Below are 20,181 nucleotides of genomic sequence, written 5' to 3'. Positions count from 1 at the left end.
CAGAAGTAATTGAGCACAGGGGGTGAATCTGGTACCCTGGCGACCCATCTTGAGGAGGGTGGAAGTCCCCGCCTTGGTGCTAGCAATCGCTTTAATGGTTCACGCTATACCCGTGTCATACCGGCCCCAACAATGGCTTATCTACTCCATTTCCTGATAAACAACCGCAGGCAATTGATTGTAATTTACCTTTGTTGCCAGACACCTATTAACCGATAGCGCTACAGGGCATTGGATGACGCGTTTTATTTTTGTAACCGGCGGTGTGGTTTCATCGCTGGGTAAGGGCATTGCTTCGGCATCACTGGCCGCAATCCTAGAATCGCGTGGCTTAAAAGTCACCATTCTCAAACTGGACCCTTACATTAACGTTGATCCGGGTACTATGAGCCCGTTTCAGCACGGTGAAGTTTTCGTTACCGACGACGGTGCCGAGACCGACTTAGATCTTGGCCATTACGAGCGCTTTTTGCGCACCCGTATGACTCGCCGCAACAACTTCACCACCGGCCGTGTTTATGAAACCGTACTGCGTAAAGAGCGCCGTGGTGATTATTTAGGCGGTACGGTGCAGGTGATTCCGCACATCACCAACGAGATCAAACGCCGCATATTAGAGGGCGGTAAAGATTACGATATCGCCATTGTCGAAATTGGCGGTACCGTGGGTGACATTGAGTCGCAGCCGTTCCTGGAATCCGTGCGTCAGCTTAAAGTTGAATTGGGTCGCGACCGAGCCCAGCTAATGCACCTGACTCTGGTGCCTTATATTGCTACCGCCGGCGAAACCAAAACCAAGCCCACCCAGCACTCAGTTAAAGAGCTGCGTTCCATTGGTATTCAACCCGAAATTCTGCTGTGCCGCTCCGAGGTAGAAGTGGATGCGGATTCACGCAAAAAGATTGCACTGTTTACCAACGTTGAAGAGCGTGCCGTAGTGCCCCTGGCCGATGCCCGTACCATCTACGCCATTCCTCGTATTTTGATGGAATACGGCTTGGATCAGATTGTGTTGGATAACTTTAAAATGGATGCGCCGCCACCGGATTTATCCGAGTGGGATGCCGTGGTGGATGGCAAGCTCAACCCGGTGAACGAAGTTACCGTGGCCATGGTGGGTAAGTACATGGAGCTGCCCGACGCCTATAAATCCTTGATCGAATCCCTGACCCACGCCGGCATTCACACCAAAACCAAAGTCAAAATTCAATATATCAACGCCGAAGATGTGGAAGAAAAAGGCGTCGAGTTGTTAAAAGAAGCAGACGCTATTTTGGTGCCCGGCGGTTTTGGCGAGCGTGGTTTGGAAGGCAAGCTCACTGCGGTTCAATACGCCCGCGAGAGCAAAATTCCATACCTGGGAATTTGTTTGGGAATGCAATCTGCGGTTATCGAGTTTGCCCGCAATGTTGTGGGTTGGAGTGACGCCAACAGCACCGAATTTGATCGCAACACCAAGCATCCGGTGATCGGTCTGATCACAGAGTGGTTGGATGCAGCCTCTGGCAAGCGCGAAACCCGCGACGAATCCTCAGATTTGGGCGGTACCATGCGATTGGGCGCGCAAGAATGCCGCTTGGTCGAAGGCAGTAAAGGCCGAGACATCTATGGTAGCGACGTTATCGTTGAGCGCCATCGCCACCGTTATGAGGTCAACAACAATTTAGTGGATGGCTTGCAAAAAGCCGGGTTAAAAGTGTGCGGTTGGTCTGCAGATGACACCCTGGTTGAAATGGTTGAATTGGAAGATCACCCTTGGTTTGTGGCGTGTCAATTCCACCCTGAGTTTACTTCCACACCCCGTGATGGTCACCCGCTTTTCACTAGCTACATACTGGCCGCTCTGGCGCGCCGCAAAGTGACCAGCTAGTTGTTGCACAGAAACGGCAGTGCTGCCGTTTCTATGCATGCACTAAACAGCTTTAATTTATCTTCCTCGCAAATTCAATGATTTCGGGCAGCGAATGTGGCGAGGATAGATCGCAGTCTTATCTGCCCCTGATTGCAAAGGTATTTTATGAATAACCGCACCGTAAACGTCGGCGACATCGCCGTTGGTAACCACCTGCCGATGGTTTTGTTTGCCGGCATGAACGTGCTGGAAAGCCGCGACATGGCCATGCAAGTGGCCGAGCACTACTGCCGGGTTACCCAAAAACTCGGTATTCCCTATGTGTTCAAGGCCTCCTTTGATAAGGCCAACCGCTCCTCAATCCACTCTTTTCGTGGCCCAGGCTTAGACGAAGGCCTTAAAATCTTCCAAGAAATCAAATCAACTTTTAATGTGCCAATCATCACCGATGTGCACGAGATTGAACAATGTCAGCCCGCGGCAGACGTCGTCGACGTTATTCAGTTGCCGGCGTTTTTGGCTCGGCAGACGGATCTGGTGAAGGCTATGGCTGATACCCAGGCGGTGATCAACATTAAAAAGCCGCAGTTTATTTCCCCTGGGCAGATGAAAAACATCGTCGAAAAATTCCGCGAATGCGGCAACGATAAAATATTGCTGTGTGAGCGTGGTACCTGCTTTGGCTACGACAACCTTGTGGTTGATATGCTGGGCTTTAGAACCATGAAGCAAACCAGTGACGGCGCCCCCTTGCTGTTTGATGTTACCCATGCGTTGCAATGTCGCGATCCGCTAGGAGCGGCATCCGGCGGCCGCAGAGAGCAGGTGGCAGAACTGGCGCGCGCAGGCGTAGCCGTAGGCATTGCCGGTTTGTTCCTCGAGGCTCACCCCAACCCGGATCAAGCCAAGTGCGATGGTCCCAGTGCCTTGCCACTGAGCATGTTAGAACCCTTCCTTGCACAAATGAAAGCATTCGACGATTTGCTGAAAAGCCAGCATGAACTGACCATTGGCTGATTAACGCCATACCTGCTCGGTTTTGGGTAGTAAAAGCTCGGCAAAGCTAGGCAAATTTCAGTAGAATGCCCAAACTGCTGTCGGCCCGCTCTAGGGATAGGGTGGGGCCGTGTCATTTTCTTTTCACATAACGATAGGCTCGGAGCGATTGAATGACCAAAATTGTTGATATCAAAGCGTTTGAAGTGCTTGATTCGCGCGGCAACCCAACGGTGAATGCCGATGTAATCTTAGAATCTGGTGTGGTAGGGACCGCTTGTGCGCCGTCTGGTGCTTCTACCGGTTCGCGTGAGGCACTGGAACTGCGCGATGGCGACAAAAGCCGTTACCTGGGTAAGGGTGTTTTAAAAGCCGTTGCCAATATCAACACCACTATCAAAGAGTTATTGGTTGGCATGGACGTGGCCGATCAGCGCGCCCTAGATGACGCCATGATCAAAGCCGACGGCACCGACAACAAAGCCACCCTGGGTGCTAACGCCATTTTGGCAGTGTCTCTGGCGGCTGCTAAAGCTGCTGCCGCTGACAAGGGTATCCCACTATACGCGCACATCGCTGACATCAACGGCACTTCCGGCCAGTACAGCATGCCGGTTCCTATGATGAACATTATTAACGGTGGTGAGCACGCCGATAACAATGTCGATATCCAAGAGTTTATGGTGCAGCCAGTGGGTGCCAAAAGCTTCGGTGAAGCATTGCAGGTGGGCGCAGAGATCTTTCACTCGCTGAAAAAAGTATTGACTGCCAAAGGTCTAAACACCGCCGTGGGTGATGAAGGCGGCTTTGCCCCGAATCTAGCTTCCAACGCAGATGCATTAGCGGTAATCAAAGAAGCCACTGAAGCCGCTGGCTACGCATTGGGCACTGACGTCACCCTGGCACTGGACTGTGCCTCATCTGAGTTCTACAAAGATGGTAAGTACGATCTATCCGGTGAGGGCAAAGTATACAGCTCCGAAGGCTTCACTGATTTCTTGGCTGAGCTATGTGACCAATATCCCATCATCTCCATCGAAGACGGCCAAGACGAGTCCGATTGGAATGGCTGGAAGTACCAAACTGAAAAGTTGGGTGAAAAAGTGCAATTGGTGGGGGACGATTTGTTCGTTACCAACACTAAGATCCTTAAAGAAGGCATCGAAAAGGGCGTTGGTAACTCCATTTTGATCAAGTTCAACCAGATTGGCTCACTGTCTGAAACCCTGGACGCCATCCAAATGGCCAAGGACGCCGGCTACACCGCAGTGATTTCACACCGCTCTGGCGAAACCGAAGACACCACCATTGCCGATTTGGCGGTTGCCACTGCTGCGGGCCAAATCAAAACCGGTTCTTTATGCCGCTCCGACCGTGTTGCCAAGTACAACCGTCTGCTGCGCATTGAAGCTGAGCTGGGCACCGACACTGCGCCTTACAAAGGCATGGCAGAGTTCAAAGCCTAAGTTTTAGCCAAATAAGCTGGTAGCTTTTCCGGGCTGCCAGCTCACCACCTGGGTAAATCTTCGGGTGGTGGACTGGTTAACAAAACCGAACAATCAAAGCCCCTTTTTTTGGGGTTTTGTTAATTTAGGCTTACACTTAAGCAATCTCTGAATTATTCGAGGCTGTACCCGCCCCATGAAATGGATGTTTGCCAGTTTGGTCGTATTGCTTGTGTTATTGCAGGCGCGCCTCTGGGTGGGAGATGGCAGCTTGGCCGAGATCGCACGGCTGGAGCGCAGCCTAGAGCGCCAACAATTGATCAATAGCCACGATGCTAAGCGCAATAAAACCCTAGAGATCGAAATTGCCCATCTCAGCAAAGGGTTGGGCGGTATCGAAGAATTGGCCCGTGAAGATATGGGTATGATTCAAGAGGGTGAAACCTTCTATTTAGTGGTAGATTCCCGCTCCGCTTCCCGTTAAATTCTCCCTATGTCGTCATCTCAAAGTATCTGGGCTGTGGTTCCCGCGGCGGGCATTGGTTCGCGTATGGCCGCCGATATCCCCAAACAGTATCTCCCTTTGCACAATGCCACCGTTATTGAGTGGACCCTGCGTAAGCTACTGGCGGTGCAGCGCGTTCGAAAAGTGGTTGTCGCCGTAGCTGAGCACGACCCTCACTGGCCGCAACTAGCCATCAGCCAGCACCCGCAAATCGTGACCACCGGTGGTGGCGCAGAACGGGCAGATTCCGTGCTCGCAGGCCTAGGTGCCTTGCAGGGGCTGGCGCAATCGAACGATTGGGTGCTGGTGCACGACGCCGCCCGACCCTGTGTTCAGCCAGCCTCCATTAACCGAATGATTGATGAACTCCACGATCACCCAGTGGGTGGGATTCTGGCGGTACCGGTGGCTGACACCTTGAAATATGCCTCGCCGAGAGAACCCGCAGACATCGATAAAACCGTGGATCGTAAGCGCACCTGGGCGGCTCAGACGCCGCAGATGTTTCGCTACGGAGAATTACTCAACGCGTTGCAAAACGCCAGTGGCGATGGTTTTATCGTAACCGATGAGGCCAGTGCGCTGGAGCATCTGGGGGTTCAGCCGCGTTTGGTGGTTGGCCGCACCGATAATTTAAAGATAACCACACCGGATGACTTGGCCTTGGCACAATTGATATTGGCAAGTCAGTCAAATTTATTGGAGTAAGTATGAGACTTGGGCAGGGGTTCGATGTCCACGCCTTTGGGCCGGGGGATAAAATTGTTATTGGTGGCGTGGTAATCCCCCACCACCAAGGCCTCGTGGCCCATTCCGACGGCGATGTACTTCTACACGCGCTAACGGATGCACTTTTGGGCGCTGCGGCGTTGGGTGATATCGGCAAACACTTTCCAGACACCGACCCACAGTACAGTAACGCGAACAGCCGGGAGTTGTTACGGTTGGTTTACGCCAAGGTGACTAAAAAACTCTGGGTCATTGGCAATGCAGATTTAACCATCGTCGCCCAAGCGCCCAAAATGGCGCCTTACATAGAGTCCATGCGTGAGGCGATTGCGATGGATTTAAAAACATCCGTGGATAACATCAACGTTAAAGCCACAACCACCGAAAAACTCGGTTTCACCGGCCGAAAAGAAGGCATAGCCGCGTTGGCGACAGTGTTGCTGATGCCGGCTTACTCGCCATGACGCATTCGGTACCGCAAGAGACAGAGTCTCAATTTTCCCTCGATTTTCCCTATGCACTTGGCAAGCCGGAATGGAGCGGTATTTTAAAAGCCGCCAACGCTGATTTTGTTGTACAGGAAATTTTCCCTGAAAGTTTTTCCAACGAGGGCGAGCACCATTATGTGCTGGTGGAAAAAGACGGCGAGAACTCCCATTGGGTGGCTCGCCTATTGGCTGAGTATTGTAACGTTGATGTCTCGGCGGTGGGCCTAGCGGGTTTAAAAGATCGCTATGCCGTCACCCAGCAATGGTTCAGTGTGCAGTTGCCTGGCCAAGCTAAAATGGACTGGTCCGGTTTCAACTCCCCAAATTACAAAATACTAAAAGCAGCACGACACCATAAAAAACTGCGGCGCGGTGATCACCTAGGCAATCGATTTATTATTGTCATTCGCGACATCGATAAAAATGCAGCCCAAGCAGATCTGGAGCAGCGATTATCAGCCATAAAATATCAGGGAGTGCCTAACTATTTTGGCGAACAACGATTTGGCATCAGTGGCGAAAACCTTGTCCAGGCCCAAGCCTGGTTCCAAGATGGCAAGCGGATAAAAAACCGTAAGCAGAAAAGCTTTGTGCTGTCGGCGGCACGTTCTTATTTGTTTAACGTAATGCTTGCTAAACGTGTTGTTCTGAGTAATTGGCAGCAAGCGATACCTGGAGACGTATTAGACAGCGACTATCCCAGCGGACCAATGTGGGGGAGGGGGCGTTTAGCGAGCCAAGATGACGCTCTATTGTTAGAACAAGCGTTGGTGGAAGAATATTCAGTGTGGTGCGATGCCTTGGAACACCAAGGCTTAAAGCAAGAGCGCAGGCCGTTGGTGCTGATGCCGGCAAATTTGAGCTGGCGCTGGCAAGACGACGCACTGGAATTGAGCTTTCAGTTGCCGCCGGGCCAATTTGCCACGGCAGTATTGCGAGAACTGTTTAATTATCGAGAGTTAAATCGCCACGGTTAGCCGTGGCAGCAGCGCAGGCTGGCGATGCCAAAGCAGGCCAGCCTGTGGCTCGCTAAAACTCCGCAACCACTTTCACAGAGTCATCAACCTCAGCCGAATCAACATAGCCAATTAAGGCCGGGTTGCTCGCCACCAACTTTTTAACTTCGGAAGAATTACCCACGGCTTTAGGTGGAGTGCCTTTACCCGTAAACAGTTGCTGGGCCCAGTAGGATTTAATCTGCTGCTCGTTTTTCTTAAGCACGGTTTCGGTGAACGCCGCGCGGATTGGTGAGCTATCTGATTGATCTATCGGGATAGCTTCATTGCCGTCAGGGAAAGAGCGCTTCTTACCTAAAAAAAGCCTGGAAATATCCGTGGCTGACAATGCATTGGCGTTGCTTGGGTGCACAATGACCACAACGCCGGCTTGTGCCCAACCTGACACACAGAAAAACGTGGTTAGCAATAGGCAAGCAATGAAACGATGGAGTGAAACGAATGGCATAATGTTTTACTCCTCTGGTTAGAAAATTGCGTCGAAAGAAAACGAAATTAAGTCAGCCTCGTAGCCGTCGCCGTAGCCAAATCCGCCTGCCGAGTTCTGGAAGTAATCGTCGCTATCATCGGAGCGAGTTTCGTATTCCATTTTAAAGGCGGCACTGCTGTGAAAATCCCAGCGCAGACCAATGGTGACGGAGCTGAAACCCCCGGTAAATTGGCTTTCCCCAAGCAGTGTTTCACCTTTGTAGTTAGACTCGTTTTCGCCGTAGGTGATATGAGGTGTAACTTTACCAAAACGGGCGCCCGCGGAAATGTACCAGCCTGTGGTGTCTTCAGAGCCACTCACTTCAAATAGCGCTAAATAATTTTCCTTGTTGTCGTTGCGGGTCCATTCAGAGACCACAAAAGCGTTGGCGATGTTTATATGGGCCGCTAATCCGTAAAAGGTATTTTGCAAGGGATTGTCTCGCGTACCCTGATTAAACGCTTGGACTAATGGGTTGCCGCTGATGATCGCGCTGGAATCCAACATGCTGGCACGTAAGGTAATCGTGCCATTGCTGGCTTTTAAAGCAAAACCACCGGTGTCCACCGACTCCACCGTGTATTGACTGCCTCCGCGGTTGATTTCCTGTTTGGATGCACCGTAGTAGATATCGGACGAAATATCCCAGTCGCCGGCTAACCACGTTCCGCGTAGCTTAATTCCCTCAATAGTGTCGCCTTCACTCGCCGCGAGTGTGGTGGGTGGGCGAATCCAATGATAGGCGTAGCCAACATCAATAAAATCGGAGTAGTAAAATAATGGCATCCGTTGTCGGCCTACCATAAGTGTGTAATTGTCGTTAAAGGTGTAGCTTAGGTAGGCCCAGGAAACTACCGCATCAAAGTTTTCACCGCCGTTACCAGTAATTTGGCCAGTGGCGGATAGGCCATCACCGAGGGCGGCGGTGATTTGTAAGCCGTAGTTGGAGTCCGGGCGGAAACTTAAATCCTCATTATAGATGCCCTGGGTGGCTGCATCTGCGGTGTAGGTCGCTGGGGATTCCCCGCCGCCGGTTTCTACGCCAGCTAAAAGTAACGTGCTTAAGTGGTCGCGGCTAGTGCCAGAGTTTAATAGTTTGCCAGCACCAACGGACATAAATCCGTTTAATCGTACGTCGGCAGCGTTGGCAGTCTGCGCCAAAGCTACAACTAGGCCTAATCCGACTAGGCGATTGTGTTTTTTCATACTTAAACCTGTGTGTGGAGTGACATCAGCGGGATGCGTCTGTGCAATTACTGGTTAAAGACCAAATAACGTTATTTGTTTGCTGTGAATATTTTCTTGGGCGGTTAAATTCATTGTTGCCTCCCTGCGATCATTAAATCTGTGAAACAGTAGCCGCTAGGGCGACTCGATTAATGTCATTCGCAATGATTATTTTATGTTTGAAACAACTAAAAGAAATAGTACAGATTCGACTGAAGGCAAGTAGGATGTGAACTATTCGAACAAAAATAGTATTTTATTAAACAAAACGAGGTGGGTTGTTCGGTTGTGGGAGGGGGTTTGTCCGGTCTATTTTTATAGTATTTTCCCGGCGGTATGTGAACTGCCGGAATACGGCAGTTCACCCCACACAATTATTTAGTGATTGGCGCTGGTAGCAGGGCTAGGCATTTTAGCAAAGCGTAATGCCAGGATTAAACTGACGTAAGCACAAATAGCTTGCACCGCAACGATATAAAAGAGCGATTCAGGTAATAGAATCGTCGCCACTGATGTGATCAGTGCAGCCAGTGCAAATTGACTGGCGCCCAAAACCGCCGCCGCAGTTCCACTTAGGGTGTCGAAATACTCCATAAAGCAAGCTTGGCAATTGGGGGTTGAGGCACCCATTGTGCCAATGGTTATGACCATGGCGGGTAAAAATAAAGTTAGCGAGGGGGAAAATAAAACCACGGCCAATAGCGCAGTTACTCCTAAACACTGTGCAATCAATGCCCAGCGCATAATGGTGTCTGGGTCGTGCTTGTTCAGGGCAACCCGATTACATAAATTCATAATAATCATGAGCGCCACGTTACACCCCAGCAGAATTGGAAATAGCGTTGTGCTGGCGCCAAAATGCTCTTGATATATAAACGAAGCGTGGCCTAAAAAGCTTAGCATCACCGCAAATGACATGGTTTGTATAAATAAATACGGCATGGCGGATGTGGTTTGCAGTACTGCCTTGTACTTTTGCAACAAAGATCCGGTAGAAGGTTGTGGCACGAATTTAGGTGCGTTGCCAAATAAACCCAGTGATATTAAAGGGATGAGCACCAAAGCATAGACGGTCAGAAAAATAAATATGGACCGCCAGCCAAACATCTCCAACAAAATGCTGCCCAGGGAGGGAGCAACCGCTGGCGCTAAAATCATAATGAGGCCAATGGTGCTAAAAAAGCGCGCAGCCTCTTTGCCAGAAAACCGATCCCTAACAATGGCGGATACGCATACGGTGGCTAAGCCGCCTCCAAGCGCCTGAAATACTCTGGCGATCATCAAATCGGAAAACGTCGTTACATAACTCATCACCATGCTGGCAATGGCAAACACCGCCACGCCGCCAATCATAATGCGGGAACGTCCAAATTGATCTGCTAGGGGGCCGCCAACCAATTGTCCCAATGCCAAGAAGAAAACGTAAACGCCAATGGTCAGCGAGATATCGTGGACGCTGGTACTCAGGGCTTGTGCCATTTCAGGAAAGGCGGGGAGATACGTATCCAGGGCAAAGGGAGCCAATGCAATGGTGCCAGCCAGAAGGGCTGCAATGAAAAAATAGGTCTTGCCGGTGGGTTGCAAGGACAACTCCTCAGTATCGTTCATGTCATGGTTAGTTGCTGAAGGGCGCAGTCAGCGGAATAACTGTTACGTCCTCATTGCGTAATATAGTTGATAGTGTCAATCGATATGGATTCTAACCAAAAACCGATCATAAGTCGTTAAATGAATACGATTACACAGCCGGTTCTATAGCGTCTGTCGAGGGGCACGGCTTCCGGTTGTCGACAATTTCTCAATTCCCACCCTCGATAAGCCCTACTAGACCAAGGTCATGGCTCTGATCTGTAGACAAAAAACTTTCCTTTCACTATAATTCACGCCGTTATTTGCTTATGGCTGGGCTATTTGTCGACAGAATGAGTCCTGCAGATAAGGTTCCCATTAGCGCATAGCCGCGTGGACATCTACCCTAAGCCGATTACTGACACCGACGCTGCACTGGACGTAAGCGGTAGGTTACCGCCTTGTTTAGCGTTATCTAAAAGAGCATCAAGCTCGCGGAGCAGGCAAAACACTATGGCCATTGGCGCAACTGAGAATACACTGGGCAGCCACATCACGGAGACGTTGAGAAACGCCATCGTCTGTGGCGAGATAAAGCCCGGGACCAAGCTGAGTGAGCCCAAGTTAGCCAAAGAGTACAGCATCAGCCGAGGCCCTCTAAGGGAGGCGATTCGCCGCCTGGAGAGCATGAAGTTGGTAAAGTATGTACCTCGGGGTGGGGTGCGAGTCACCACCCTAGAACTCCCCCAGGTCATAGAGATATATCACATCCGAGAAGCCCTAGAAGGTAAGGCCGCGGCACTGGCGGCACGCAATATTACCGACGAGGGCGTCGATAAACTTAAGCACTTGTTGGATTTGGCCCAGAAGCACATGGCGACCAGCGGTGGTGCTTATCTGCAAGCTGATGTCGACATAGATTTTCATTACCAAGTCATTCAAAGCAGTGGTAATCAAATGCTGATTCATACCTTGTGTGAAGAGCTGTACTACTTAATACGAATGTACCGTTATCAAGCGGCCCTACAACCCTCACGTTCGCACAACGCATTTAAAGAGCACCAGCACTTGGTGCTGGCGCTAGAGCAGAGAGACGAAGAGTTGGCAGAGCTGATTATGCGTAAGCATATCGTTCGCGCTCGTGAAAACATTGAAAAACAACTAAAGAGCTAATCACTATGGCAACATTGCAATCGCCCGGAGCACGCTTTCGCAAAGCGTTAGAAGAAAATAAACCGTTACAGATTGTTGGCACCATTAATCCTTACGCCGCGATGATGGCGGAGCAAATTGGCCACCAAGCTATTTATTTGTCCGGCGGCGGTGTTGCCAACGCCTCCTATGGTCTGCCAGATCTTGGTATGACTTCCCTAAACGATGTCATTGTTGATGTTCAGCGCATCACAGCCGCCTCCAGCTTGCCGTTGTTGGTGGATATCGATACTGGTTGGGGTGGTGCTTTTAATATCGCCAAAACAGTAAAAGACATGATTAAAGCGGGTGCCGCGGCGGTTCACATAGAAGACCAGGTGGCCCAAAAGCGTTGTGGCCACAGACCTAATAAAGAAATCGTTTCCACCGCAGAAATGGCTGATCGAATTAAAGCCGCGGTAGATGCGAAGACCGACCCAGACTTCTTTTTAATGGCTCGTACCGATGCGTTTGCACAAGAGGGCTTGGATGCCGCGATAGAACGTGCTCAGGCCTACGTAGAGGCTGGCGCAGATGGCATTTTTGCAGAGGCGGTAAAAACTGAAGAGCACTACCGAGCTTTCTCTGAGGCGCTAAATGTTCCGATCCTAGCCAACATCACCGAATTTGGACAAACGGAGTTATGGAATCGAAAAGAATTGGGTGAGTGGGGAGCCGCCATGGTGTTGTACCCACTTTCCGCCTTCCGGGCGATGAATAAAGCGGCTGAAACCGTTTACAGAGCCATCCTTAAGGATGGAGATCAACGGGCGGTGGTTGACATGATGCAAACTCGCATGGAACTCTACGATTACCTTGGTTATCACGACTACGAACGCAAGCTGGATGAGTTGTTTGCTCAGGGTAAAAATAAATAAGCCTGAGCACTGTTAGGGCGGTTGTTCTTATTGTCGCTAATAAAACGTTTTCACCATTATTAATTAAAGTGCAAATTTAAAAGGGGTAAAACCATGGCAGAAGGTAAAAAACTAGAAGGCGCGGGGCTACGTGGCCAGGTTGCAGGTAAAACTGCTTTGTCTACCGTTGGGGTTTCTGGTTCTGGCTTAACGTACCGTGGCTACGATGTAAAAGACCTAGCCGAAAACTGTGAGTTTGAAGAAGTTGCCTATTTAATTTTAAAAGGGAAATTACCAAACCAAGCCGAGTTGGATGCCTATAAAAATCAATTAAAACGTATGCGCGGCTTGCCGGCGGCGCTAAAAGAAGTGTTGGAGCGAATTCCTAAAGATGCTCACCCAATGGACGTTATGCGTACCGGCTGTTCTATGTTGGGTAATTTGGAGCAAGAAGATACCTCCGTTATGGGTGAATTTCCTCAAGAAATGGAATGCACCGATCGAATGGTGGCGGCTTTCCCATCCATAATTTGCTATTGGTATCGTTATAGCCACGACGGCGTTAAAGTTGAAACCGAAACCGACGACGATTCCATCGGTGCGCATTTCCTGCATATGTTGCGTGGCGAAAAGCCCAATGAGCTGCACGAACGCGTTATGAACGTGTCGCTTATTCTGTACGCCGAGCATGAATTTAATGCGTCAACTTTCACCGCTCGGGTGTGTGCATCTACGCTATCCGACATCCACAGCTGTATTACTGCCGCCATTGGTTCTCTGCGTGGCCCACTGCACGGTGGCGCCAACGAAGCGGCCATGGACATGATCGAAAACTGGACTTCTGCCGAAGAAGCAGAACGCGAGATGATGGGCAAGCTGGAGCGAAAAGAAAAAATCATGGGCTTCGGCCACGCGATTTATTCTACCAGTGATCCTCGTAACGAAATTATTAAAGCTTGGTCCGAAAAACTGGCCGCCGATGTTGGTGATACCACCCTTTACCCGGTATCTGTTCGTTGCGAAGAAGTTATGTGGCGCGAGAAAAAACTATTCTGTAACGCAGATTTCTTCCACGCATCTGCCTACCATTTTATGGGTATTCCCACCAAGTTGTTTACGCCAATCTTTGTGATGTCGCGTTTAACCGGTTGGGCTGCTCACGTAATGGAGCAGCGCGCCGACAACCGAATTATTCGTCCATCGGCCGAATACACCGGTGAAGATCTACGTAAGGTTACGCCAATCGCACAGCGTTAATTGCGAGCAGTGGTATGCCGCCCGGTTCATCCTGGGGCGGCATTACCGCAAACATCGATTACTGAGTACTGATTACTATATTGTGATGAATAGAAGTTGCCGCCCTTAATCGTTGTTTTAAGTCAGCCTTTGTACGTATGCCGATAGGCGTTTCCTAAAACCTGCGCAAGCGCTGACTGTTATTGCTAATGAGTTTTGCTTGTTGCTGTTACTTCTAGCCGTTACTTTTTACTGTTAATTGCGGCTGGCGTAGATTCTTATTGTTCAGCAACACAGTCAATATGTCGCCAGGATGATTGCCAGTAACAAAAAAGTCTAAATAAACCAAAGTATTAGCCATCGTTGCAGTGAGTCTGTAGCAAGTTGGTTTTGGCTGCATCACTTATCTTTATGTGGTGCTAGCGTATTATTTTAAACCGTACACTCACCTGAGTATGATAATTATGAACACTGAATATCGTAAGCAACTACCGGGTACCGACCTGGATTATTTCGATACTCGTGCCGCAGTTGAAGCCATTGCGCCCGGCAGCTATAAAACTCTGCCTTACACTTCACGAGTGTTAGCGGAGCAATTGGTTCGCCGCTGCGAACCGGAGAGCCTAACTGACAGTTTGAAACAGTTGATTGAACGCAAGCGGGATCTGGATTTTCCTTGGTATCCGGCCCGTGTGGTATGCCACGATATTCTTGGTCAAACCGCGTTGGTTGACTTGGCCGGCCTGCGCGATGCCATTGCTGATAAAGGCGGTGATCCCTATCTGGTAAATCCGGTAGTACCCACTCAGCTTATTGTCGACCACTCCCTATCCGTAGAGCACGGTGGTTTTGAGCCGGATGCCTTCCAGAAAAACCGTGATATCGAAGATCGCCGCAACGAAGATCGCTTTCATTTTATTGAGTGGACCAAAACCGCGTTTAAAAATGTTGATGTTATTCCTGCGGGTAACGGCATCATGCACCAAATCAACCTAGAGAAAATGTCGCCGGTTATTCAATCGCGCGACGGTGTTGCTTTCCCAGATACCTGCGTGGGTACCGACAGCCACACGCCACACGTCGACTCGCTAGGCGTAATTGCCATTGGTGTGGGTGGCCTGGAAGCAGAAACCGTTATGTTGGGCTTGCCCTCCATGATGCGCCTACCCGATATTGTTGGCGTCAAATTAACCGGTAAGCGTCAACCCGGCATCACTGCCACGGATATTGTTTTGGCCATTACTGAGTTTTTGCGCCAAGAGCGAGTGGTAGGGGCCTACTTGGAATTCTTTGGTGAAGGCGCTGACAGCCTTACTATTGGTGACCGCGCCACTATTTCCAACATGACGCCAGAATTCGGCGCCACCGCGGGAATGTTTTATATCGATCAGCAAACCTTGGATTATCTAACCCTCACCGGCCGAGAGGCGGAGCAGGTGAAATTGGTAGAAAATTATGCCAAAACCACCGGCCTTTGGGCTGATGACCTAACAGAGGCTAAATACGAGCGCGTGTTGGAGTTCGATTTGTCCACCGTAACTCGCAATATGGCTGGCCCCTCCAACCCACACCGCCGATTACCGACCACTGCGCTGCACGACCGAGGTATTGCGGCTGGCCTAGACGCCGCCCAAGCCGAAGAGAAAGAAGGCAAACTGCCCGATGGCGCGGTCATTATTGCGGCTATTACCAGCTGTACCAATACTTCCAATCCACGCAATGTTGTAGCCGCAGGTTTGTTGGCGAAAAAAGCCAACGAACTGGGCTTAATACGCAAGCCTTGGGTTAAATCCTCTTTTGCACCGGGTTCCAAGGTTGCCAAGTTGTACTTGGAAGAGTCGGGTTTATTGCCTGAGCTAGAGAAACTGGGCTTCGGCATTGTCGCCTACGCCTGTACCACCTGTAACGGTATGAGCGGTGCGTTGGATCCAAAAATTCAGCAAGAAATCATAGACCGGGATCTCTATGCTACCGCAGTACTATCTGGTAACCGTAATTTTGATGGTCGAATTCACCCCTATGCCAAACAAGCGTTCCTGGCGTCGCCGCCGTTAGTAGTGGCCTACGCTATTGCCGGTACCGTTCGCTTTGATATTGAGCAAGACGTTTTGGGTACCGACGCCAGCGGTAACGATATTACGCTTAAAGATCTGTGGCCAACGGATGAAGAGATCGACGCTATTGTGGGCGAGTTTGTGAAGCCCGAGCAGTTTAATCAGATTTATATTCCGATGTTTGACCTAGGCGCCATTGAAGAAGCCGAAAGCCCGCTTTATGACTGGCGTCCGCAGAGTACCTACATTCGCCGGCCACCTTATTGGGAAGGCGCTTTGGCCGGAGAGCGAACACTGAAAGGCATGCGCCCGTTGGCGGTGTTACCAGATAACATCACCACCGATCACTTGTCGCCTTCCAACGCTATTTTGCCCAGCAGTGCGGCCGGTGAGTATTTGGCCAAAATGGGGTTGCCGGAGGAAGACTTCAACTCCTACGCCACCCACCGTGGTGACCACCTCACCGCTCAGCGCGCTACCTTTGCCAACCCCAAGTTAATCAACGAAATGGCGGTTGTCGATGGTGAGGTTAAGCAGGGCTCGCTGACTCGCTTAGAGCCAGAGGGTAAGGTGATGCGCATGTGGGAGGCCATTGAGACCTACATGGAGCGCAAGCAACCGTTGATTATTGTAGCTGGCGCCGATTATGGCCAGGGATCGTCACGAGACTGGGCCGCTAAAGGGGTACGCTTAGCCGGCGTAGAAGCCATTGCCGCAGAAGGGTTTGAGCGAATTCACCGCACCAACCTGGTGGGTATGGGTGTGTTGCCGCTGGAATTTAAAGCCGGCACCACGCGTAAAACCCTGGGCTTAAACGGCACCGAAACCTACGATGTGGAAGGCGAATTATCACCCAGAGCCGAACTCACGTTAGTGGTTAATCGTGCTAACGGAGAGGTAGAGCGAGTGCCCGTTACCTGCCGTTTAGACACCGCGGCGGAGGTCTCCATTTATCAAGCCGGCGGTGTGTTGCAACGTTTTGCCAAAGACTTTTTGGATTCAGCCAGCGCTTAGACGTATTAAGCGCATTGTGCGGGCGAGTGTATTGTGCACGCCCGGCCCGCAACCCGATACGCGAGTGCGTATCGGGTTTTATTTTTCCGATTTAACGATAAGGGATTTAACATGGCTTCAACCCCTCAGATAAAAATTCCCGCAACCTATATGCGTGGCGGCACCTCCAAAGGTGTGTTTTTCAGCCTTTCCGATTTGCCCCAGGTGGCCCAACGGCCGGGTCAGGCGCGAGATAAAATCTTGTTGCGAACCATTGGCAGCCCAGACCCCTATGGCGCACAGATTGACGGCATGGGTGGTGCCACTTCCAGTACCAGTAAAACGGTTATTTTAAGCAAGAGCGAACAGCCGGATCACGATGTCGACTATCTATTTGGCCAAGTGTCCATCGATAAGGCCTTTGTTGATTGGAGTGGTAACTGCGGCAATTTAACCGCGGCGGTGGGCGCTTTCGCCATCAACAATGGCCTGGTTGATGCGGATCGAATCCCAGAAAATGGTATCGCGGTAATTCGCATTTGGCAAAAAAATATCAAAAAAACCATCATCGCCAATGTGCCTATTACCAGTGGTCAGGTACAAGAAACCGGCACTTTCGAGTTGGATGGAGTGACCTTTCCAGCGGCTGAAGTCGAAATTGAATTTATGGATCCTGCCGATGGCGAGGGTTCTATGTTTCCCACAGGCAATCTGGTGGATGACTTGGAAGTACCCGGCATAGGTACCTTAAAGGCCACCATGATCAACGCCGGTATTCCTACCATATTCGTCAACGCCGCGGATATCGGCTACACCGGTACTGAACTGCGGGAGGCTATCAACAGCGATCCTGAAAAGTTGGCATTTTTTGAAACCCTTCGCGCCCACGGCGCCATTAAAATGGGTCTGATTAACTCGGTGGAAGAGGCCGCTGCGCGTCAGCATACACCGAAGATTGCCTTTGTGGCGCCAGCCACAGAATACACCTCTTCCAGTGGTAAGGCGGTCACCAAGGACGACATAGACCTTTGCGTACGTGCGCTTTCCATGGGTAAGTTGCACCACGCTATGATGGGTACGGCGGCGGTGGCCATCGGCACGGCAGCGGCCATTCCTGGCACCTTGGTAAATCTCGCGGCCGGCGGCGGACAACGCAACTCGGTACGCTTTGGTCACCCATCTGGTACATTAAAGGTAGGTGCCGAAGCCAAACAAGTGGATGGCGAATGGACGGCAACAAAAGCCATTATGAGCCGCAGTGCACGGCGTTTGATGGAAGGTGTTATTTATATTCCTGGGGATTGTTTCTAATTTTGCAGGCTGGCTCTCCAGCGCTTGCACTCTGGCCCAAGTCTTTGACTTGGTGAGAAAAACCATGCAGTTCGCAGCCTACAATAGCAGGAGTGCCGTTTTAGGCTGACGAGCTAGCCGACTCTTCTTGCCGAAGCCAACGGCTTTAAATAGCTAACGCACGTTAGCCTCTTACCGCACCGGGTTGTTTCACTAAACCCAACAGCTGCGAAAACTCCACCGGCCTACTGAATAAAAAGCCCTGCACTAGGTCGCAATTATTCTCGACAACGAATCGGTACTGAGCCTCTGTCTCAATACCTTCTGCAACAACTTTCAAGTTTAAATTGTGGGCCATGGTAATAATGGTGACAACCAAGGTTTCGTCGTCTGCATCTTGGCCAAGGTCTCTGATAAAGTCTCGGTCGATTTTTAACGTATGTAATGGCAATTGCTTTATTCGGCTGAGCGAGGAGTAGGCACGGCCAAAGTCGTCGATGGAGATCTCTACGCCTAGCGCGTGAATCGCCTGCAATTGCTCGTAGATATCCTCTGTATCAGGGCCTAATAGGCTCTCGGTAATTTCCAATTCTAATCTAGCGCCAGGAAAGCCTGTGGTGTGGAGAATTTCGGCTACAGCTTTGGCTGTGTCGGGCTGGGAAAAGTGACGCGGCGAAAAGTTAACGGAAAGCTGCAAGTCCGTAAAGCCCATCGTGTGCAGAGCCAGTAGGTCTTGGCAGGCATAATTCATAACGTAGCGATCGATATCCACGATCACTCCGCACTCTTCAGCCAAGGGCACAAATTCCTCGGGTGACACTTCACCCAAGGTTGGATGAAACCAACGCACTAGGGCCTCAACACCAATTAATCGATGCTCCGCACAGGACCATTTGGCTTGGTAGTGAACCGATAATTGTTTCTGCTCAATGGCATCGCGTAGATGGTTTTCCAGCAGTAGCCGTCGTTCCAGTCGTAGGTTCATATCTTGGTTAAAAAATGTCACTCGATTGCGACCGGATTCTTTCGAGTGGTACATGGCGGTATCGGCATTTTTAAGTATTGTGGCAACGTCTGAGCCGTCTTTTGGAACCATGGCAACACCGATACTGGTGCTCATTTGTAAGTTGTAACCGTTAACCTCCACGGGGTTGCACACCTGTGTTAAGAGCTGTGTTGCTATGGTCTGTGTGTGGGCATGATTGGCATCGTTTAATAGCACCGCAAATTCATCGCCACCCAATCGGGCCAAGGTGTCTTCAGCGCCTAAGCAGGCCTTTAACCGCTGTGCGATGGCCACAAGCAGGGCGTCGCCGACATCGTGCCCCAAAGTATCGTTGACCATTTTGAACCGGTCGAGGTCCAAAAACATCACTGAAAACCCAGCGCCCGTGTCGTTCACGCCCGCAATGCTGGTGCGTAAACGCTCATCAAAGTGGGTTCGGTTCGCCAAACCGGTTAGAGCATCGTGGTGTGCTTGGTGTTGCAGCTCTTTGGTCAGTATTTGCAGTTCTTGGGTTCGCTCTTTTACTTTTTCTTCCAGCTGTTCTTGTGCAAGGCGTAGGCTTTCATCACGCAGCTGAATTTGGTCTAGCATCTGATTAAAGTCCGATGCTAACAGGCCAATTTCATCTTTGGACAATACCTGAGCGCGCAGTCGATAATCCTTGCTTTTGGTGATGGTGCGAACCGTTTTGGCCAATGAAATCAATGGCTGGGTCACAAAGTTCTGCAGTCGTGAGGCGATAAAAAGCGCGCCCAAAAGGGCCAATATAAACAGGCTGAACACCGTTAGTAAGCGGTCGTATTGCTGATGCCGCCACTGGCTGAGATCCGCTAATAACAATATTGAGCCGATATTGTCTTGGTCTAACGCGATAGCAAGTTGTTGATACAGCAGGCCTTGGTACTCGCCTTGGCCATTGCTCAGTGGTTTTAGGGGAAGATAACCAGGCTTGTTTTCAAATTTGGCAAATAGAGTGCTGTCGCTGGAGTAGAGTGCTGCGGCGATAATATTGTTTTCGTTTCTCAGGCTTGCGATGGTTCTCTGAGCCGACTCTAGATCGCCGAAGGTTAACGCGGCTATGCTGTTATTAGCAATGATTGACGCTTCCGAACGCAGTTGGGAGTACAGCTGTTGTTTAGAAACGTACCAATCGTTTATGGCGAACCCGATAATAGCCATTAACAGGGCGGCACTACTCACAGTGAGCAGTACTAACTGTAAGGTTTTGCGAATGGACGATCGATTAAAGAACTGCATA

Annotated in this window: 16 protein-coding genes; 12 read left to right on the top strand and 4 right to left on the bottom strand. The window is 50.4% G+C overall.

Annotation, left to right across the window (positions count from 1 at the left end; all coding sequences use genetic code 11):
- The first annotated feature begins 235 nt into the window (after positions 1-235).
- The 7 genes from ACGHM3_RS15905 to truD all read left to right on the top strand — a co-directional run bounded on the left by ACGHM3_RS15905 (position 236) and on the right by truD (position 6,992).
- Positions 236-1,870 (top strand): CTP synthase, encoded by a 1,635-nt coding sequence (locus ACGHM3_RS15905; protein WP_345427907.1) that lies wholly within the window; start codon positions 236-238, stop codon positions 1,868-1,870.
- 147 nt (positions 1,871-2,017) lie between these two features.
- The gene (gene kdsA / locus ACGHM3_RS15900) at positions 2,018-2,869 is read left to right on the top strand and encodes a 3-deoxy-8-phosphooctulonate synthase (RefSeq protein ID WP_345427906.1); all 852 of its coding nucleotides are present in this window, start codon (positions 2,018-2,020) and stop codon (positions 2,867-2,869) included.
- A 152-nt stretch (positions 2,870-3,021) separates the two neighbouring features.
- The gene (eno, locus tag ACGHM3_RS15895) at positions 3,022-4,314 is read left to right on the top strand and encodes a phosphopyruvate hydratase (RefSeq protein WP_345427905.1); all 1,293 of its coding nucleotides are present in this window, start codon (positions 3,022-3,024) and stop codon (positions 4,312-4,314) included.
- Positions 4,315-4,489: 175 nt separating this feature from the next.
- The gene (locus tag ACGHM3_RS15890) at positions 4,490-4,777 is read left to right on the top strand and encodes a septum formation initiator family protein (RefSeq protein WP_345427904.1); all 288 of its coding nucleotides are present in this window, start codon (positions 4,490-4,492) and stop codon (positions 4,775-4,777) included.
- Positions 4,778-4,786: 9 nt separating this feature from the next.
- Positions 4,787-5,506 carry a 2-C-methyl-D-erythritol 4-phosphate cytidylyltransferase gene (gene ispD / locus ACGHM3_RS15885; protein ID WP_345427902.1) on the top strand — a complete coding sequence of 240 codons (720 nt, stop codon included), beginning with the start codon at positions 4,787-4,789 and terminating at the stop codon, positions 5,504-5,506.
- 2 nt (positions 5,507-5,508) lie between these two features.
- Entirely contained in the window at positions 5,509-5,991 is a 483-nt protein-coding gene (gene ispF, locus ACGHM3_RS15880) for a 2-C-methyl-D-erythritol 2,4-cyclodiphosphate synthase (protein WP_345427901.1), read from the top strand.
- Positions 5,988-6,992 (top strand): tRNA pseudouridine(13) synthase TruD, encoded by a 1,005-nt coding sequence (gene truD, locus ACGHM3_RS15875; protein WP_345427900.1) that lies wholly within the window; start codon positions 5,988-5,990, stop codon positions 6,990-6,992. The genes ispF and truD overlap by 4 nt, the downstream gene beginning before the upstream one ends.
- Positions 6,993-7,044: 52 nt before the next feature.
- Here the strand turns inward: truD and ACGHM3_RS15870 are convergent, their stop codons facing one another.
- The 3 genes from ACGHM3_RS15870 to ACGHM3_RS15860 all read right to left on the bottom strand — a co-directional run bounded on the left by ACGHM3_RS15870 (position 7,045) and on the right by ACGHM3_RS15860 (position 10,335).
- The gene (locus ACGHM3_RS15870) at positions 7,045-7,479 is read right to left on the bottom strand and encodes a phosphate ABC transporter substrate-binding protein (protein ID WP_345427899.1); all 435 of its coding nucleotides are present in this window, start codon (positions 7,477-7,479) and stop codon (positions 7,045-7,047) included.
- 18 nt (positions 7,480-7,497) lie between these two features.
- Positions 7,498-8,706: a hypothetical protein gene (locus ACGHM3_RS15865; protein WP_345427897.1), complete on the bottom strand. Its 1,209-nt coding sequence runs from the start codon at positions 8,704-8,706 to the stop codon at positions 7,498-7,500.
- A 399-nt stretch (positions 8,707-9,105) separates the two neighbouring features.
- Complete coding sequence (locus tag ACGHM3_RS15860; protein ID WP_345427896.1) at positions 9,106-10,335, bottom strand: multidrug effflux MFS transporter; 1,230 nt, start codon at positions 10,333-10,335, stop codon at positions 9,106-9,108.
- 474 nt (positions 10,336-10,809) lie between these two features.
- On the opposite strand from ACGHM3_RS15860, the gene ACGHM3_RS15855 reads away from it, so the two are divergent.
- The 5 genes from ACGHM3_RS15855 (at position 10,810) to prpF (ending at position 17,938) form a co-directional block, all read left to right on the top strand.
- On the top strand, positions 10,810-11,469 hold the full coding sequence (locus ACGHM3_RS15855) for a GntR family transcriptional regulator (RefSeq protein ID WP_345427895.1): 660 nt from the start codon (positions 10,810-10,812) through the stop codon (positions 11,467-11,469).
- A gap of 5 nt (positions 11,470-11,474) precedes the next feature.
- Positions 11,475-12,365 (top strand): methylisocitrate lyase, encoded by an 891-nt coding sequence (gene prpB / locus ACGHM3_RS15850; RefSeq protein WP_345427894.1) that lies wholly within the window; start codon positions 11,475-11,477, stop codon positions 12,363-12,365.
- A gap of 93 nt (positions 12,366-12,458) precedes the next feature.
- Positions 12,459-13,601 (top strand): 2-methylcitrate synthase, encoded by a 1,143-nt coding sequence (gene prpC, locus ACGHM3_RS15845; protein WP_345427893.1) that lies wholly within the window; start codon positions 12,459-12,461, stop codon positions 13,599-13,601.
- 443 nt (positions 13,602-14,044) lie between these two features.
- Positions 14,045-16,648, top strand: coding sequence for a Fe/S-dependent 2-methylisocitrate dehydratase AcnD (gene acnD, locus ACGHM3_RS15840; protein ID WP_345427891.1), 2,604 nt, complete (start codon positions 14,045-14,047; stop codon positions 16,646-16,648).
- A 111-nt stretch (positions 16,649-16,759) separates the two neighbouring features.
- Positions 16,760-17,938, top strand: a complete 1,179-nt coding sequence (gene prpF, locus ACGHM3_RS15835) for a 2-methylaconitate cis-trans isomerase PrpF (RefSeq protein ID WP_345427890.1) — start codon at positions 16,760-16,762, stop codon at positions 17,936-17,938.
- A gap of 163 nt (positions 17,939-18,101) precedes the next feature.
- On the opposite strand, the gene ACGHM3_RS15830 is transcribed toward prpF, so the two are convergent.
- On the bottom strand, positions 18,102-20,180 hold the full coding sequence (locus tag ACGHM3_RS15830) for an EAL domain-containing protein (protein ID WP_345427889.1): 2,079 nt from the start codon (positions 20,178-20,180) through the stop codon (positions 18,102-18,104).
- Position 20,181 lies beyond the last annotated feature (1 nt).

Source organism: Halioxenophilus aromaticivorans, assembly GCF_042850945.1.
In the GTDB taxonomy this organism is placed as follows: domain Bacteria; phylum Pseudomonadota; class Gammaproteobacteria; order Pseudomonadales; family Cellvibrionaceae; genus Halioxenophilus; species Halioxenophilus aromaticivorans.
The sequence above is the reverse complement of the archived record's forward strand: the minus strand, read 5'-3'. Positions and strand labels throughout refer to the sequence as shown.